Here is a 15,695-nt window from a genome sequence, read left to right as displayed (position 1 = left end):
ATGGTTGCTCCTCAGGTGAGTTGGGTTGCGACATCGGCGGCGAAGGCCGCGATCTGGTCGATCAGCTCGGCACTGCCGCGGCTGCGGAAGCGGACCTGGATCTGGTCGACACCCATCGCGGCGTACGCGCGCAGCGACTCGGCGAGCGCGTCCGGGGCGCCGGACAGCGTGCGCCGCCCGACCTCCCAGGCGGGCGTGCCCACGTACAGCGGCTCGGCGATGGCGCCGACGGTCAGCGGGTCCTCGATCCCGGCCTCCGCCCGCAGCCGGCGCAGCGTGGCGATCTTCTCGGGGAGCTTGTCGCGCGGGTCGCCCTGCGGCAGCCAGCCGTCCCCCTTGAGCGCGGCCCGCCGCACGGCCGGCGCCGAGGACCCGCCGACCCAGACCGGTACGCGCCGCTGCGCGGGCCGCGGCTTCTGCCCGAGCCCCTCGAACGCGAACAGCTCCCCCTTGTACTCCGGGAACTCCTCGGGCCCGAGCGCCGCCTTCAGCGCGTCCAGGGTCTCGTCGAGCACGGCCCCGCGCCGCGCGAAGTCCACCCCGAGCGCCTCGAACTCCTCCTGCACGTGCCCGGCCCCGACCCCGAGCACGAGCCGCCCACCGCTGAGGTGGTCGAGGGTGGCGTACTGCTTGGCGGAGACGAGTGGGTGCCGCAGCCCCACGATGGCCACATGACTGAGCAACCGCACCCGTTCGGTGGCGGCGGCCAGATAGGCGAGGGTCGCGACGGGGTCGTACCAGGTGGTCGACATCGCGTCGGCGAGCCGGTGCGGGATGGCGACGTGATCGCAGCAGGCGACGTAGTCGAACCCGCCCCGGTCGGCGGCACGGGCGATGGAGACGAGATCGTCCACCCCCGCCGCCGCCTCCCACGATTCGGCGTACATGGTGCTCTGGGACTGGATCGGGAGCTGAATGCCGTACGCGAGCCGCGCCATGCCCGGATCTCCCTGTCTGTGGCGTGTCCAGCCCCGTCAGGCGGCACCTCCGGCGACACCTGACGGGTCGTCAATGACGGTTGAGGCGTCCCATCCTGATACCTGACGGTCCGTCAGACAAGGGTGGCGCACCAGGTCCCGTCTCGACGCACCCTCGCGGGACGACCTACCCTTCCGTGAACCGCACGCACATTCGGGGGAGGGTGCAGGGCTGTGCCACTGGCCGCCGAGGATCCGCGCGTCATCGGGGACTACGTCCTGCTCGACCGGCTCGGGTCGGGCGGCATGGGCGTGGTGTACGAGGCGCAGTCCACGACCGGTCGGCAGGTCGCCCTGAAGGTCGTCCATCAGGAGTTGTCCCTGGACGACGAGTTCCGGACCCGGTTCCGCCAGGAGGTCGCCGCCGCACGCCGGGTCAGCGGCGCCTACACGGCGGCCGTCGTGGACGCCGATCCGGAAGCGGCACGCCCCTGGATGGCGACCTCGTTCGTCACGGGCGAGACGCTGGACCGGCGGGTCTTCCGGCACGGCCCGCTGCGGGGCCCCGAACTGCGCAGGCTGGCCGTCGGGTTGGGCGAGGCGCTGCGGGACATCCATCGCGCCCGCGTCGTGCACCGCGACCTCAAGCCCGCCAACATCGTCCTGTCGCCGGACGGCCCCCGCGTCATCGACTTCGGCATCTCGCGGGCCGCCGGCAACCAGACGCTGACCGCGACCGGGCAGGTGATGGGCACCCCGCCCTTCATGTCCCCCGAACAGTTCAGCTCACCGAAGGACGTCGGCCCGGCCTCCGACCTCTTCTCCCTGGCCTCGGTCCTGGTGTACGCGACCACCGAGCGCGGGCCGTTCACCGCCGAGAGCCCGTTCATGACGGCGTACCAGGTGGTGCACGAAGAGCCGGACCTGACCGACGTACCCGCCGCGCTCCGGAAGGTGATCGCCCCATGCTTCGCGAAGCGGCCGCAGGACCGGCCCGGCCTGCGCCACCTGCTCGCGGGACTGCGCGCGCTGCCCGACGAGGACGAGGTCCCGGACGACGACTCCCTGAGCGCCGGCCGGCGCCGGGCCGGTTACGTCCGCACCACCCTCGACCGGCCGCGGCTCACCGCGCGCACGCGACGCCGGCGCCGCGGACTCAGGACCGGCGTCGCGGTCACCGCGGCCGCCGCGGTCCTGGTGGGCGGCGGTGTCTGGGCGGCGTACGAGTCCCGTGACTCCCCGGCCCCGGCCGCCGCCGTCGGCGGCACACTCCCCGCGGGCTGGCAGGGGCCCTGGCGGGCCGAGGTCCTCCCGGCGGGCTCCCACGTCAGCGGCAGCACCGCCTGGTGCCACTCGGCCGGGGACTCGCTGCTGTGCGAGGCCGAGAACATGGCTGTCACCCGCATCCGGATCAAGGACGGCTCCGTCGCCTGGCGGCACGGCGGTGGCGACGAAAGGACCGGCTACACCCTGCTCGGCACCGGCGGCGACGTGGCCGTCGAAGGACGCCTCGCCTACAGCAGGGGCGGCGAACTCTCCGGCGGCACACTGCTCGGCGTCTCACGCACGAGCGGGCGCACCCTGTGGACCGCCCGCCAGGAGGCCGAGCACGACGGCGTCGCCGTCACCGACGACCTGGTGCTCACCCGCACCACCCCCTCCGCCCCGTTCGAGGCCCGGGACCTGCGCACGGGCGAGCGACGCTGGACCTTCCGGCCCACCGGCCTGCCGCGCGGCGGCCACGAATGCGCCCCGCACGCGGTCGACGGGCGGCTGTTCGTCTCCTGCACCGCCCATGACGGCCACGCCGCCGTCTACGAGCTCAGCCGCGGCGGCACCGCCCGGACGCTGTACCGGAAGGCGGGTGCCAAGGGCAGGCTCGTTCCGGTGGCGGCGGACGGCTCGTCCGTCGTGCTCGCAGACCCCACGGGCGACGACGGCCCCCTGCGCTACTACCGCGTGACCGCCTCCGGCGCCAAGGCCGGCGGCCTCGACCTGACGCTGCCGGTCCGCACCCAGGTCACCGTCACCGACGGCACCGTGTACGCGATCCGGCCCACCGGCCGGGCGAGCGCCCACACGGTCGCCGACGGGCGGCGCCTGTGGAGCACCTCGCTGAACCAGGACGACCTCAGCGCACCCGAGGTCGCCGGCGACGTCCTGCTCACCGCCACGGGGTCCGGCCGCACCCTGGCCGTCGACCGGCGCACCGGAGCCACGCTGTGGAGCACGGACCGGCTGACCCCGGACGGCTCCACCGGCGAGGAGCCGGAGGCGCCGCGCGTTTGGACCTCCGGCCGCGCGGTCCTCGTCGCCACGGCCGGCGCCCGCGTCCACGCCTTCGACGCGAAGACCCCGACCCGCCTGCCGCGCTAGCGCCCCCGGCGAAGAATCCGCACCCGGCAACGGCCGCACCCCCAGAGGCTCCGTCCCGGGCGCGCGGGGGGACGCCCCTGGGAGCGCACGAAGTGCGCATCTCAGGGGCGCGGGTCTGTATCAATCTGCGGCTCCGCCACGCGGGCGCGAGCAACCACGACGGCGCAGCAGTCGGCGACCGCCCCGCAACCCGCAACGGCGCGACCCCTGGGGCGCACGAAGTGCGCTTCTCAGGGGCGCGGGGCTGTATCAATCTGCGGCTCCGCCGCGCGGGCGCGACCAGCCACGACGGACGCGCACCCGGCGATGAAACCTCTACCCGCAACGGCGCGTAGCCCTAAGGAACCCAGAGCCCCTCAGCGCTGAGCCCCAGCAGATCAATGGCGTTGCCCCGAACGATCCGCTCCACGACATCCGCCTCCAGATGCCCCATCTGCGCCTCCCCGACCTCCTTCGACTTGGGCCAGGTCGAGTCCGAGTGCGGATAGTCCGTCTCGTAGAGCACGTTCTCCAGCCCGATCGCGTCGAGGTTCTTCAACCCGAACGCGTCGTCGAAGAAGCACCCGAAGACATGCTCGGCGAAGTACTCGCTGGGCCGCTTGCGGACCTTGTCCGCGACCCCGCCCCACCCCCGGTTCTCCTCCCACACGACATCCGCCCGTTCGAGGATGTACGGGATCCACCCGATCTGCCCCTCGGCGTACATGATCCTGAGGTTCGGGAAGCGCTCGAACTTGCCGCTCATCAGCCAGTCGACCATCGAGAAACAGCAGTTGGCGAAGGTGATGGTGGACCCGACGGCCGGCGGCGCGTCCGGGGACGTCGACGGCATCTTGCTGCTGGACCCGATGTGCATGGCGATGACGGTCCCGGTCTCGTCGCACGCCGCGAGGAAGGGATCCCACTCGTCACCATGGATCGAGGGCAGCCCCAGGTGCGGCGGAATCTCGGAGAACGCGACGGCCCGCACCCCGCGAGCGGCATTGCGCCGCACCTCCGCCGCCGCCAGCTCCGCGTCCCACAACGGCACGAGGGTGAGCGGGATGAGCCGCCCGCGGGCGTCGGGCCCGCACCACTCCTCGACCATCCAGTCGTTGTACGCGCGCACCCCGAGCAGCCCGAGCTCCCGGTCGGAGGCCTCTGTGAACGTCTGCCCGCAAAAACGCGGGAAGGTCGGGAAACACAGCGCGGACTGCACGTGGTTGACGTCCATGTCGGCGAGCCGCTCGGGCACGCTGAACGACCCCGGCCGCATCTGCTCGTACGTGATGACCTCGAGCTTGATCTCGTCGCGGTCGTAGCCGACGGCGGTGTCGAGCCGGGTCAGCGGCCGGTGCAGGTCCTCGTAGACCCACCAGTCCCCGACCGGCCCGTCGTCCCCCGGCGCGCCCATGACCGGCGCGAACTTGCCGCCGAGGAAGGTCATCTCCTTGAGCGGCGCGCGGACGATACGGGGACCGACGTCGGCGTACTTCTTCGGAAGCCGGTCGGACCAGACGGTCGGCGGTTCCACCGTGTGGTCGTCGACGGAGATGATGAGCGGGAAGTCGGTGGGTATCCGGTCGTTCTGGGCGATTGCGCTCTCCGAGGTCTCCATGGGCTCACGGTAGCGCCGATCTGACGATCCGTCAGCTATCGGTTCTGGGCTCACATGCGTGAGATGTCTGTGGTGACTGCCGCCCGCTGCTGACGTATCGGTCATGAACAAGGCAAACTGGCGGGGTCGTCCGCGACGCCGCCGACACGGCGCGCCGACTGGACGGCACGAACGGCAGATGTAACGGGGCTGGTGCGGCGGCAGGGGGTCGGCGACGATGGACGGCGTACCGCGGGTACCGGAGCAGCGACGGTCCGGCACACCCGGTGACACCGCGTCCGCCGAGGTGACGGCGGACCCGGCGCCGGTCTCCGACCTGCTCCGCTTCAGCGTGCTCGGACCCGTACGGGCCTGGCGCGGCGGCGAGCAGCTCGCCACGGGCTCCCCGCAGCAGCGCGCCCTGCTGGCCGCGCTCCTGCTCCGCGAGGGCCGGACCGCGACCGCCGGCGAACTCATCGACGCCGTCTGGGGCGACGAGTCCCCGCAGCAGGCCCTCGCCGCGCTCCGTACGTACGCCTCCCGGCTGCGCAAGATCCTCGACCCCGGCGTCCTGGTCAGCGAGTCCGGCGGATACGCGATCCGCTCCCTCAGCGGCGACGCGCTCGACCTCACCGCCGCCGAGTCCCTGTGGACCGACGCGGAGAAGGCCCGGCACGCGGGCGACCTCTGCCAGGCCCGCGCCCTGCTCAGCAAGGCGCTGGGCCTGTGGGACGGCGAACCCCTCGCGAACGTCCCCGGTCCCTACGCCGAGACCCAGCGCACCCGCCTCGAAGAGTGGCGCCTCCAACTCCTCGAAGCGCGCCTCGACATGGACCTCGAACAGGGCTGCCACGCCGAGGCCGTCTCCGAGCTGACGGCCCTCACGGCCGCCCACCCCCTGCGCGAACGCCTCCGCGAACTCCTCATGCTCGCCCTGTACCGCTCCGGACGTCAGGCCGAGGCCCTCGCGGTCTACGCGGACACGCGCCGCCTCCTCGCCGACGAACTCGGCGTCGACCCCCGCCCGGGCCTCGCCGAACTCCAGCAGCGCATCCTCAACGCGGACCCGTCCCTCGCCGAGCCCTCCGCCCCCGCGGCGGAACCGGCGGCGACCCCGGTCCGCCCGGCCCAGCTCCCGGCGACGGTCCCCGACTTCACCGGCCGCGCCTCGTTCGTCGACGAACTCAGCGAAGTCCTGTCCTCCGCCCACTCCGAGACGGGCACGGGCTCCGTCATGGCGGTCTCGGCCGTCGCGGGCATCGGCGGCGTGGGCAAGACGACCCTCGCCGTGCACGTGGCCCACGCCTCGCGCGCCGCGTTTCCCGACGGGCAGCTCTACGTGGACCTTCAGGGCGCCGGTGCCCGCGCGGCCGAGCCCGAGACGGTCCTCGGCTCGTTCCTGCGCGCCCTCGGCACGGCGGACTCGGCGATCCCGGACTCCCTGGAGGAACGCGCGGCGCTGTACCGCTCGACGCTGGATGGCCGCCGCGTCCTGGTGCTGCTGGACAACGCGCGGGACGCGGCCCAGGTCAGGCCCCTCCTCCCGGGCACGGAAGGCTGCGCCGCGCTCATCACGGGCCGGGTCCGCATGGTCGACCTGGCGGGAGCCCACCTCGTCGACCTGGATGTGATGTCCCCCGACGAGGCGCTTCTCCTCTTCACCCGCATAGTCGGCGAGGAGCGCGTCGCCTCCGAACGCGAGGCGGCCCTCGACGTCGTCGCGGCCTGCGGCTTCCTCCCCCTCGCCATCCGCATCGCGGCCTCCCGCCTGGCGGCCCGCCGCACCTGGACGGTCTCCGTCCTCGCGGCGAAGCTCGCCGACGAGCGCCGCCGCCTGGACGAACTCCAGGCCGGCGACCTCGCGGTCAAGGCCACGTTCGAACTCGGCTACGGCCAGCTGGAGCCCGCCCAGGCCCGAGCCTTCCGCCTCCTGGGCCTGGCCGACGGCCCGGACATCTCGCTGGCGGCGGCAGCAGCGGCCCTGAACCTGGACCAGGACGAGACCGAGGATCTCCTGGAGTCCCTGGTGGACACGTCCCTCCTGGAGTCCGCGGCCCCCGGCCGCTACCGCTACCACGACCTGGTCCGCCTCTACGCGCGTGCGTGCGCGGAGCGCGACGAACTCCCGCCGGAGGAGCGGGAGGCGGCCATGTCCCGTCTCCTGGACTTCTATCTGGCGACGGCGGCGGGGGTGTACGCGATCGAGCGGCCTGGGGATCGCCTGGTGGATCACCTTGAGCCGACCAGCCATCCGGGCATCACCTTCACAGGTTCACGTGAGGCCCAGGACTGGCTCTATGCCGAGGCCAACTGTCTGATCGCCTGCGTCCGGCAGTCCGCGGTCGGCCCTCGCCTGAGGCGGTCGGTCGACCTGTTGTGGGCTGCCAAGGATCTGGCCGAATCAGGAGCCAACTCGCGTGCCTACGAAATCGCCGCGACGGCCGTGCGGGACGCGGCACGAGACAGCGGGGACACCCGAGCGGAGGCTCGCGCTCGGACCACGCTGACGAACGTCCTCCTGATCGCCGGCCGGTTCGACGAGGCCGAGGAAGAGGCCCGGCTGGCCATGCAGCTCGCGGCCGAGGCCGGAGACATGCTTCCCAACTGCTGGGCAGCCAACGACCGGGGAATCATCGCGATTTACCAGAACCGGCACGCCGACGGCGAGTCCTACCTGGAGCTGGCGATCAGCAACTTCCGTGCCGACGGCAACGCCGTGGGCGAGGCCAGCGCCCGTTGCAATCTTTCCCGCATCCACTTGGCGATGGGCCGCCTCTCCAGCGCCATCGAACTCGCGCAACAGGGAATCGACGTCTACGACCGCATGGGACTGACCCTGCGGCTCGCGAACGGGCGCTACGCCCTGGGCATGGCTCTGACTCGCGCGGGGAAGTTCACGGAGGCCCTGAACCAACTGACCGAGGCCCTGGCTCTCTTCCACGAGAATCGCCAGCCCCTCTGGGAGGGCGTCACCCACTTCCGCATCGCTGAGGCTCATCTGGCCGCCGGACGTGCGCCCTTGGCGGCTAGCCATGCCGAGCAGGCCATCGCGCTGCGCGGCATCGGAGGCGAGTGGCGGCGGGGCACCGTCCTGACGGTCCTGGGCAAGGCCCTGGCCGCAATGGCGCAGATCGACCGTGCTCGCGCCTGCTGGCAGGAGGCGCTCGCCATCTACGAACGACTGGGGTCGGACGAGGCGAGCGAGATGCGTCAGCTGCTCTCGCCCATGGCCGCCTGAGCCCAACCCCAGCCGCGTTCATCGTTCGTTTATCGCCGCTCGGCACTCTTATCCACACCGATCCGTCGCGTCGGGGGGCAGACGGATCGCGAACGAGGCCGCCGCACTATCGTGAGCGGCCTCAGGGCGCCCGTCCTGCGACCAACGGGGGAGTTGCCGGGCGGGCGCCCTTTATTCACGCTACGCAGCCGCAGAACTTCAGGAGTTGATGTACATGACCGCCGCGAAGAAGTCCGTCGGAGACATAAAGCCGCAGGACAACCACGCGTCCGACGTCGAGGAGGCCACTGTGGCCCCCCTGGACAACCACGCATCCGGCGGTGACATCACCACGCTGGACAACCACGCGTCGGGCGGCGACATCAAGCCTCTGGACAACCACGCATCCGGCGAAGAGGTCTAACACGCTTTCCTCGCACGGGGATCGGCCGCGGTGGCCCGGAGGGGGAGCCACCGCGGCCGAGGCGTGTCCAGGACTTCCGCCGATCCGGCCATTCATTGACGGAAACCGTTCGAGTGACTCGAACAATCGCCCCCCCCCAGTCACTAGCGTCATGGACGAACGAAGACCGTCTCTTCCTCAGGGAGTTGGAATGACTCGCGCCAAGAAGATCCTCGTCACCGCCGCGATGGTCGCGGGCGTCGCCGCCGGCGCCGCGGCCCCGGCGATGGCCGACCAGCACGCGACCACCGCCCCGCAGGACGCCCACGCCACGATCGTGTCCCCGCAGGACGCCCACGCCACGATCGTGTCGCCGCTGGACAGCCACGCGAGCTGACCCCCGCAGCAAACCCACAAGGAGGGGCCGGGCGCCAAGCCCGGCCCCTCCTTGTGCGCTCACACCACCGCCACCTCGAACCACACCGCCTTCTCCTCCCCCCGCACCTCGATCCCCCAGGCCAGGGCCACCGCGTCGACCAGCGTGAGCCCCCGCCCCGACTCGCCCTCGCCCCGCGCCGCGACGAGCACGGGCAACGACCCCACCGCCGGATCAAGCACCTCCACCCGCACCCGCCGCGCCGCCCCACCCGCCCGAACCCGCACGGCCACCCCCTCCCCCACATGCCGTACGACGTTGTTCAGCAACTCGGCGACACACAGCTCGGCCTCCCGCCCGTACCGCGCCCCGACCTCCCGCCGCACCGCCCGTACGGTCTCGCCCCGGGCCGCCAGCTCGACCTCCCACCACACGCCCCCGCCCAACGCGTCGACGAGCCGCCGCGCGGTCCCCGTGTTGCAGTTCCCGAGCGCGACGAGCCCCATGGGCGGCGCGTAGTCCCCGGCGAAGGCCGGCAGCTCGACCCGGAGCGAGGGAAGGGTGATCCCGTGCGAGGCCAGCGCCCCGCGCAGGGCTTCCACGCAGTCCTCCATCTCGTATCCGCTGTGTCCAGACATCCGCTGACCCTTTCAGTGCGTTCCGTGACGAACGCCACACACACTGTCGCGAACTCCCCTACCGTTGAAGGGTTTTCGGTTCCCGGACGCGAACCGTGGAACCCGGCGGGGACGTTGTGGAACGGGCGGTGCGGACATGGCACGACGCAAGGACATCGACGGCTCGGAGAGCGTGCCGAGCTTCTACGGCAAGGAACTGCGCTGGCAGCGCGAAGCCGCCGGACTCACGCTCAACCAGCTCGTGGAGGGCAGCTTCTACGGCCAGAGCCACCTCAGCGAGATCGAGCGCGGTGAACGCCGCATGCCCCGCGACCTGGCCGAGCACATCGACCTCGTCCTGAAGACGGACGGCTTCTTCGCGCGCCGCTGCGACGAGGTCCGCCGAGCCCGACGCGCGGGCCACGCCGCCTACTTCGAGAAGGTCCTGGAGGCGGAGCAGCATGCCGAGTCCATCGAGGAGTGGACCCCGAACGTGCTTCCCGGCCTCCTCCAGACCCAGGCCTACGCCTACGCGATCGTCCGCTCGGCGCACCCCCTGGAGCCGCCGCAGGACTCGGAGACGAAGGTGAACGCCCGGCTCGCCCGCGCCGCCCTCTTCGACCGCGATCACTCCACCCCGGAGTACTGGGCGATCCTCCACGAGTCCCTGCTCCGGCACCCCGTCCTCCCCGCCCCCGACATGGCCGTCCAGCTCGACCACATCGCCCGGCTCGCCCGCCGCCACCGCATCACTCCACAGATCGTTCCGTGGAACGCCGGGGCGCACCCCCTGATGTCCACCCCCGTGATGGTCATGACCTTCACGGACGCGCCGCCCCTGGTCTACACGGAGTCCTCGTACAGCGCCGACACCATCGACGATCCGGCCCTCGTGAAGCAGTACCGCAAGGCTTACGATCGGCTCAGGGCCGCCGCACTGTCACCGGAGGCGTCCCTCGCCCTGATCGAGGAAGCGGCTGAGGACCACCGAAATGGCAAGCTACGAGACTGACTTGAGCCGCGCCGAGTGGCACAAGAGCAGCTACAGCAACGGGGACGGCGGCAACTGCGTACAGGTCGCCACCAACCTCCCCGACACCGTCCCCGTCCGCGACACCAAGCTGACCGGCACGGAAACGGACCCCGCCCCCACCCTCCTGATCACCCCTGGGGCCTGGTCCGCCTTCGTGGCGGAAATAAGCGCGTAGGCAGGGACGTTGGCGCGATCATGACTCAAGGACCCGCGCCCCGCCCGCTCTCCGACGAAGCCCTCTCCGAGCTGCTCTCCAAGCAGCAGTTCGGCACGCTCGCCACCGTCAAGCGCAGTGGCCACCCCCACCTGACCACGATGCTGTACAGCTGGGACCCGGAGACCCGCACCGCCAGGTTCTCGACGACGGCCGACCGCATCAAGGTCAAGCACCTGCGCAACAACCCCCGCACGGCACTGCACGTACAAGGCGGCGACGTGTGGTCGTTCGCGGTCGCCGAGGGAGAGGCGGAGGCGACGGCCCCCACTTCGGTCGCGGGCGACGAGGTCGGCCGGGAGCTGCTCGGGATGATCCCGGCGGGCGCGAAGCCGGAGGACGAGACCGCGTGGCTGGAGCAGCAGGTGGCCGAGCGGCGCCTGGTGATCCGCCTGAAGGTGGACCGCCTGTACGGCACGGCGCTCGACATCAACAACTAAGCCGTTCCGTTCGGATCAGCGGTGCGGGGGCGGGGTCTGCCGGAAGGGCAGCCGACCTTGCCCACCGGGCTGACCTCCATCTTTCCCCCGTCCTCGCCGTCGGTGACGGCGAGCGTGCCGGCCGGCCACTTCAGGGTGAAGGGCTCGGTCTCGTTCGGGGGCGTCACCACCATGTCGGTCAGCTGCACGCCCGAGCCACCACTGTTGTTGACCGGGAACGTGACGTTGAAGGCGGCGGTGTCGCCCTCCTGAGGATCTGCGGCACGGCCTGTTCGCCGTTGCGGTCCACGGAGACGGTGTCGCCCAGGGACGTCTTGAGATCGACACCCGGGAAGCCGCTGATGCGGCAGTCGGCGCTGCCGATGTTCTTGAAGGTGACGGTGACGACGCCGTTCGTCTCGTCCGTGGTGTTGTTGGCGGCGGTGGCGTCGAGCACGTGGGTGCGGCACACGTCGGCCATGCCGGCTCCGGAGTCACCGTTGCCGCTGTCGGCGCCCTGGTCACTCCCGCCGGTGCCGGTACCAGCGCTCTGGTCCGCCTGGCCCGCCCCGCCGGTGCCGCCCGCCTGCTCCGCCGACGCGGTGGGGCCGCCCTGCGCGCTGCCCGACGCGCTGTCGTTGCCGTTGCAGGCGGTGAGGGCGAGGGTGAGGACGGCGGTGAGGGCCGCTCCGATGGTGGCGGTGCGCTTGCGGGAGTGGGACGTCGTACGCATGTGAATTCCCCGAGTGTGTGGCGGTCGAGTACGGAGTGCAGTCGCGGCCCGGAACGCGCGGCGAACCGCTACCCCACTTGACCTGCTGACACTTGAAGCATCCCGCCCTGCCGGGTACTGCACCTACGTGCAGTACCCGGCACATGGAGCGTCAGCCGCCCAAGACCGAGCCGAACTCGACGTCGGGGTAGGTGATCCCGAAGGCCTTCTCGCTGAACGAGGTCGCGCCGCTCGCCGTCAGTCCGGTCGCCGAGCCACGCAGCACCCAGTCGGCGCCGTCGTGCGTCGACCCGGAGAAGACGTCCTCGCCTTTCCCCGCGATCGTGACGTCGGCCGTGCCGTTGCCGTCGACGTCGGTGATGCGTACCGCGGAGCCGAACCAGTCGGACGCCTCCGCGGCGCCGGGCACGCCGCTGGTGGCCTGGTGCCAGGTCTGGGCACCGGTGCCGGTCAGGCCGGTGGCCGTGCCCTTGAGCAGGGCCACCGAGCCGGTCTGCGTCACATCGCCGACCGCCTCACCCGGGACGCCGGACACGACATCCGCGTAGCCGTCACCTGTGACGTCGCCGACCGCGAGGGACGCGCCGAAGTTGTCGCCGGGCTCGCTCACCCCCGGGACACCGGATGTGTCCTGGTCGAGGGTGGCGGTGCGGTGGGCGCCGAGGCCCTCCGCGCTGCCGTAGCGGACGTAGAGGAAGCCCGCGGCGTCCGAGTACTCGCCCGTGGTGGCGGCCGAGTACGGGATGTGGCCGGTGACGAGGTCGGTGTAGCCGTCGTGGTCGATGTCCCCGGCGGCGGCCGCGACGGTGGGGGCCTCGTTCTCGCCGGAAGCACCAGCACTCGGGTCCGCGAGGGAGGCCCAGTCGAGCCGCTCGGCACCCCAGGTGTAGACGCCGGTGTGCTGGCAGTCAGTGGTGTCGTCACAGCTCTGGGAGCCCGTGACAACCAGCTGGGCACGTCCGGCTCCGGTGAAGTCACCCGCGCTCAGGGTCTGGGGCTCGACGTAGCCGCTGAACCAGTGGGAGTACTTCGCTCCGGTCGGCGCCGTGCGGCCCGTGAGGTCGTCGTACACCCACAGCTTGTTGCGGCTGAGCACGGCCGGCTGGACAGTTCCGTCGCCGTCGAGGTCGGCGACGACGACCTTCTTGGCGAAGTCCTTCTCGGACTCCCACACACTGCCGGCGATCGGGCTGTCCATCTCTGTGCCGCCGTTGGCCAGACCGTTCGCACCGCCCCACAGGACGGTGAGACTGCCGAAGCTGTCACTGCTGAAGTCCATATGTTCGCCGGGGGCGCCGACGAGGAGGTCGGTGTAGCCGTCGGCGTCGAGGTCACCGGTGGCGTAGGTGCTGCCGAAGCGGTCGCCGTATTCGGCAGTGCTCGGGATGCCGGAGGAGTTCTGGGTGACGGTCGCCGAACGGGTCGGGGAGACACCGTCGGCGGAGCCGTAGAGAACGGTGACCGAGCCCGCGTCGGTGATTCCGTCGACGGTGGCTCCGGGGGTGGCTACGACGAGGTCGGCGACACCGTCACCGTTGAAGTCGTCAGCCGTGGTGGTGACCGCACTCGCCGTGGGGGCGAGGGTCACGGACAGGCCCGCGGACGCCGCGGCGAGGGCCGCGGCGATGGCCAGGGTGCGTACGCGCAAGTCTGCTCCAGTCTCGGAGAACGGAGGAGTTGTCTCTCCGTCCGACCAAGCGGGCTGACCTCCTGGAACATCACTCGCTTCGAGCGTGATCATTCTCATGCGGTCAATTGCCCAGCAGAGCACAACCATTGAGCCACCCGACTGCCCACCTACCAGGGCGTGTGTAACAGCCCTGTCAGGGACACGTCCCAGCCGGAACGGAACCCACCCCCACCCCGGTCCTCCTCAACAGCACGACAGACGACCGCACGGCCACACGCCACCGCCTCCCCCACACACCCGAGGACGATCCGATGCGCACCCAGACGAAGCACGCCAAGAAGCTGACCCTCGCCGCCGTCGCCCTGGCCGCCGGCCTCTCCCTCACCGCCTGCCAGTCCGGCAACGACGGTGACAACGATGCCTCCGCCTCGACCGACCCCACCGCCTCCTCCTCGTCCGCGCCCTCCTCCCCCGGCGCGGAGGCGTCCACCCCGGCCACGGACAGCACCGGCAGCACCGGCAGCGCGGGCACCGGCAACACCACCGGCGGCTCCGGCGACGACAAGGGCAGCGGCGGCGGCCAGATCAACACCGGCCCCTGCAAGACCGCCAACCTCACCATCACCGCCACCCACGGCATGGGCGAGGGCGACGTCCTGGTCAGCCTCAAGAACACCAGCGACGCCTGCAATCTGAAGGGCTTCGCCGGGGTCGACCTCAAGACCGCCGACGGCGACACCATCAGCGCGGGCCGCACCGAGAACGCCGCCCCCTCCGTCGTCCTCCAGGGCGGCGCCACCACCCGCTTCACCCTGCACACCCCGCGCAACGACAGCGGCGGCTCCGGCGTGAAGGTCACCCAGCTCGTGATCACGCCCCCGAACGAGACGCACTCCAAGACGATCCCGTTCAGCCTCAGCCTCCCGGTCACCGACGGCTCCCACCCCGAGCAGGGCGTCATGGTCGACCCCGTCGGCACCGGCAAGCAGTAACCGGCTCAGCCCGCCGAGCCCGCCAGGACCCGCGTCTGCGTCACCGGCAGCCCCTTGACCCACCAGTGGTCATAGCGCCGGTACGCGGACACGTCCCGCCCCGCGAGGAACGCGAACAGCCCCCGCGCCTCCGCCTCCAGTTCCTCCCACACCGGGGCCGGCAACTCCCGGAACGCCCCCACCTCGATCCCGGCCCCGCCCTCGGCGACCCGCCAGACCCCGGCCACGTACCCGTCCACCAGCACGGTCGGCAGCACATCCCCGTTCACCCGGGTCACGTGCTTGCGGTACTCGGCCGGGATGACCCGGCCCCGGTCCGCGTAGGCGAGCAGCACGCTGTCCCACATCGGCAGCAAGCGCACGGGCGCCACCACGTCCTCGTCCGGCACGACCCCGCCGGGAACGTCGTACAGAACCTCACCCTCCCCCTCCAACTCCCGGACGGTGTCGCCGAGTTCACGCAGCGCGCCCCGCACCCGCCCCTTCTGCACGAGCCCGAACTGCGCCACGTCCGACACGGTCGCCGGACCGAACCCCTCCAGATAGCGCAGGACCAGCGCCCGCATGCCCGCCGCCGCGGCCTCGTCCCCCTCAAGGACGGGACGGCTCGCCTCCCCCGCCGCCACGAACTCCTGCCCGCCGTTGCCCACGTACGCCCACGGAGCGCCGGAGACCGGGGCGTGCCACAGCGGCGCGTACTGCCGCAGCATCCGCCAGGCGGGCAGCGCGACCGCCTCCTCGATCCCGGCCTTCTCCACCAGCCAGTCCTTCAACTCCGGCCCGCCACACGGCTGTTCGGCACGGGCCAGCAGCTCCGGCAGCAGTCGCGCCGCGTCCGCCTCCGTCAGCCCCGAGTCCCGGAAGCGCCGGTCCCGCAGCCGCGCCCCGCGCACCGTCGGCTCCACGGCCGCCCGCAGCGCCGGGTAGTCGTCGACGTGCACCGCGTGCAGCGTGATCCGCATCATCGTGGACTTCACGACCCGGTAGCCGGCGAACAGGGCGTCCAGCGCCGACGCCTCGAAGCCCGCCACCCTGTTCCACAGGGCCACATACGGCGAAGCGGGCTGCTGCGCCTGAAGCGCGACAACCCGCCGTACCGCGTCCTCGGCCGGCACCCCGGCGCGCTCCAGGAGCAACTGCCGTGCCAGTGTCGACCGGTTGAGGGCACGCGCGGAGATCGTCGTCATGCCAC

Annotated in this window: 15 protein-coding genes; 8 read left to right on the top strand and 7 right to left on the bottom strand. The window is 71.6% G+C overall.

Annotation, left to right across the window (positions count from 1 at the left end; all coding sequences use genetic code 11):
* Positions 1–11: 11 nt before the first annotated feature.
* Complete coding sequence (locus IAG42_RS20065) at positions 12–938, bottom strand: TIGR03619 family F420-dependent LLM class oxidoreductase (RefSeq protein ID WP_188338348.1); 927 nt, start codon at positions 936–938, stop codon at positions 12–14.
* A gap of 213 nt (positions 939–1,151) precedes the next feature.
* Between IAG42_RS20065 and IAG42_RS20060 the strand changes: the two genes are divergently transcribed.
* Positions 1,152–3,293 carry a protein kinase domain-containing protein gene (locus tag IAG42_RS20060; protein WP_188338347.1) on the top strand — a complete coding sequence of 714 codons (2,142 nt, stop codon included), beginning with the start codon at positions 1,152–1,154 and terminating at the stop codon, positions 3,291–3,293.
* A 337-nt stretch (positions 3,294–3,630) separates the two neighbouring features.
* On the opposite strand, the gene IAG42_RS20055 is transcribed toward IAG42_RS20060, so the two are convergent.
* Positions 3,631–4,890 (bottom strand): amidohydrolase family protein, encoded by a 1,260-nt coding sequence (locus tag IAG42_RS20055; RefSeq protein ID WP_188338346.1) that lies wholly within the window; start codon positions 4,888–4,890, stop codon positions 3,631–3,633.
* A gap of 217 nt (positions 4,891–5,107) precedes the next feature.
* Between IAG42_RS20055 and IAG42_RS20050 the strand changes: the two genes are divergently transcribed.
* The 3 genes from IAG42_RS20050 to IAG42_RS20040 all read left to right on the top strand — a co-directional run bounded on the left by IAG42_RS20050 (position 5,108) and on the right by IAG42_RS20040 (position 8,886).
* Positions 5,108–8,107 carry an AfsR/SARP family transcriptional regulator gene (locus IAG42_RS20050; RefSeq protein ID WP_188338345.1) on the top strand — a complete coding sequence of 1,000 codons (3,000 nt, stop codon included), beginning with the start codon at positions 5,108–5,110 and terminating at the stop codon, positions 8,105–8,107.
* A gap of 214 nt (positions 8,108–8,321) precedes the next feature.
* A complete protein-coding gene (locus IAG42_RS20045; RefSeq protein WP_188338344.1) occupies positions 8,322–8,510 on the top strand; it encodes a hypothetical protein in 189 nt (62 codons plus the stop codon).
* Positions 8,511–8,700: 190 nt separating this feature from the next.
* Positions 8,701–8,886: a hypothetical protein gene (locus IAG42_RS20040; protein ID WP_188338343.1), complete on the top strand. Its 186-nt coding sequence runs from the start codon at positions 8,701–8,703 to the stop codon at positions 8,884–8,886.
* A 59-nt stretch (positions 8,887–8,945) separates the two neighbouring features.
* Here the strand turns inward: IAG42_RS20040 and IAG42_RS38360 are convergent, their stop codons facing one another.
* Positions 8,946–9,503 carry an ATP-binding protein gene (locus IAG42_RS38360; protein WP_188338342.1) on the bottom strand — a complete coding sequence of 186 codons (558 nt, stop codon included), beginning with the start codon at positions 9,501–9,503 and terminating at the stop codon, positions 8,946–8,948.
* A 136-nt stretch (positions 9,504–9,639) separates the two neighbouring features.
* On the opposite strand from IAG42_RS38360, the gene IAG42_RS20030 reads away from it, so the two are divergent.
* From IAG42_RS20030 to IAG42_RS20020, 3 genes are read left to right on the top strand one after another with little or no spacing between them, the layout of a single operon-like run.
* The gene (locus IAG42_RS20030) at positions 9,640–10,494 is read left to right on the top strand and encodes a helix-turn-helix domain-containing protein (RefSeq protein WP_188338341.1); all 855 of its coding nucleotides are present in this window, start codon (positions 9,640–9,642) and stop codon (positions 10,492–10,494) included.
* Entirely contained in the window at positions 10,475–10,690 is a 216-nt protein-coding gene (locus IAG42_RS20025; protein ID WP_188338340.1) for a DUF397 domain-containing protein, read from the top strand. Before IAG42_RS20030 ends, IAG42_RS20025 begins: the two co-directional genes overlap by 20 nt.
* Positions 10,691–10,710: 20 nt before the next feature.
* Positions 10,711–11,169 carry a pyridoxamine 5'-phosphate oxidase family protein gene (locus IAG42_RS20020; protein ID WP_188338339.1) on the top strand — a complete coding sequence of 153 codons (459 nt, stop codon included), beginning with the start codon at positions 10,711–10,713 and terminating at the stop codon, positions 11,167–11,169.
* Here IAG42_RS20020 and IAG42_RS38065 read toward each other — a convergent pair.
* From IAG42_RS38065 to IAG42_RS20010, 3 genes are all read right to left on the bottom strand, one after another.
* Positions 11,166–11,357, bottom strand: a complete 192-nt coding sequence (locus IAG42_RS38065) for a hypothetical protein (RefSeq protein ID WP_223206092.1) — start codon at positions 11,355–11,357, stop codon at positions 11,166–11,168. The two genes, IAG42_RS20020 and IAG42_RS38065, sit on opposite strands and share 4 nt — an antisense overlap.
* Positions 11,348–11,881 (bottom strand): DUF4232 domain-containing protein, encoded by a 534-nt coding sequence (locus tag IAG42_RS20015; protein ID WP_223206091.1) that lies wholly within the window; start codon positions 11,879–11,881, stop codon positions 11,348–11,350. Before IAG42_RS20015 ends, IAG42_RS38065 begins: the two co-directional genes overlap by 10 nt.
* Before the next feature lie 151 nt (positions 11,882–12,032).
* Positions 12,033–13,529, bottom strand: a complete 1,497-nt coding sequence (locus IAG42_RS20010; protein WP_188338338.1) for an FG-GAP and VCBS repeat-containing protein — start codon at positions 13,527–13,529, stop codon at positions 12,033–12,035.
* 293 nt (positions 13,530–13,822) lie between these two features.
* Here IAG42_RS20010 and IAG42_RS20005 point away from each other — a divergent pair, with 293 nt between their 5' ends.
* Complete coding sequence (locus tag IAG42_RS20005) at positions 13,823–14,503, top strand: DUF4232 domain-containing protein (protein WP_188338337.1); 681 nt, start codon at positions 13,823–13,825, stop codon at positions 14,501–14,503.
* A 5-nt stretch (positions 14,504–14,508) separates the two neighbouring features.
* Here IAG42_RS20005 and IAG42_RS20000 read toward each other — a convergent pair whose 3' ends face one another.
* The gene (locus tag IAG42_RS20000; protein WP_188338336.1) at positions 14,509–15,690 is read right to left on the bottom strand and encodes a winged helix DNA-binding domain-containing protein; all 1,182 of its coding nucleotides are present in this window, start codon (positions 15,688–15,690) and stop codon (positions 14,509–14,511) included.
* Positions 15,691–15,695: the final 5 nt, after the last annotated feature.

The sequence above is a fragment of the Streptomyces xanthii genome (assembly GCF_014621695.1).
Taxonomy (GTDB): Bacteria; Actinomycetota; Actinomycetes; order Streptomycetales; family Streptomycetaceae; genus Streptomyces; species Streptomyces xanthii.
This window is presented reverse-complemented; position numbering and strand designations above follow the sequence as displayed.